The sequence below is a fragment of the Peribacillus simplex genome, from assembly GCF_001542915.1.
In the GTDB taxonomy this organism is placed as follows: domain Bacteria; phylum Bacillota; class Bacilli; order Bacillales; family DSM-1321; genus Peribacillus; species Peribacillus simplex_B.
The window spans coordinates 153,777-154,021 of record NZ_LNNH01000003.1 but is presented as its reverse complement, the minus strand read 5'-3'; the positions used below and the strand labels follow the sequence as shown (position 1 = coordinate 154,021).

Annotated in this window: 1 protein-coding gene; it reads left to right on the top strand. The window is 42.0% G+C overall.

Annotation, left to right across the window (positions count from 1 at the left end):
* Window positions 1-245 (top strand): transposase (locus AS888_RS01080; protein WP_185113004.1); only part of this gene is annotated, 245 nt, incomplete at both ends.

Below are 245 nucleotides of genomic sequence, written 5' to 3'. Positions count from 1 at the left end.
AATAAAGAGGGCTATCGCGAGTACAAATCGCCCAAACAAATTTGTGCAACATGCTCATTTTTATCACGGTGTACGGAAAGCAAAGACCATCAAAAAGTAGAGACACGGCATATCTGGCAAGCATATGTGGAAGAAGCAGATCATCTGCGTCATCATCAAGAGGTAAAACCTATATATGCGAAACGCAAAGAGACGATTGAGCGTGTATTCGCAGATGCAAAAGAAAAGCATGGTATGCGTTGGAT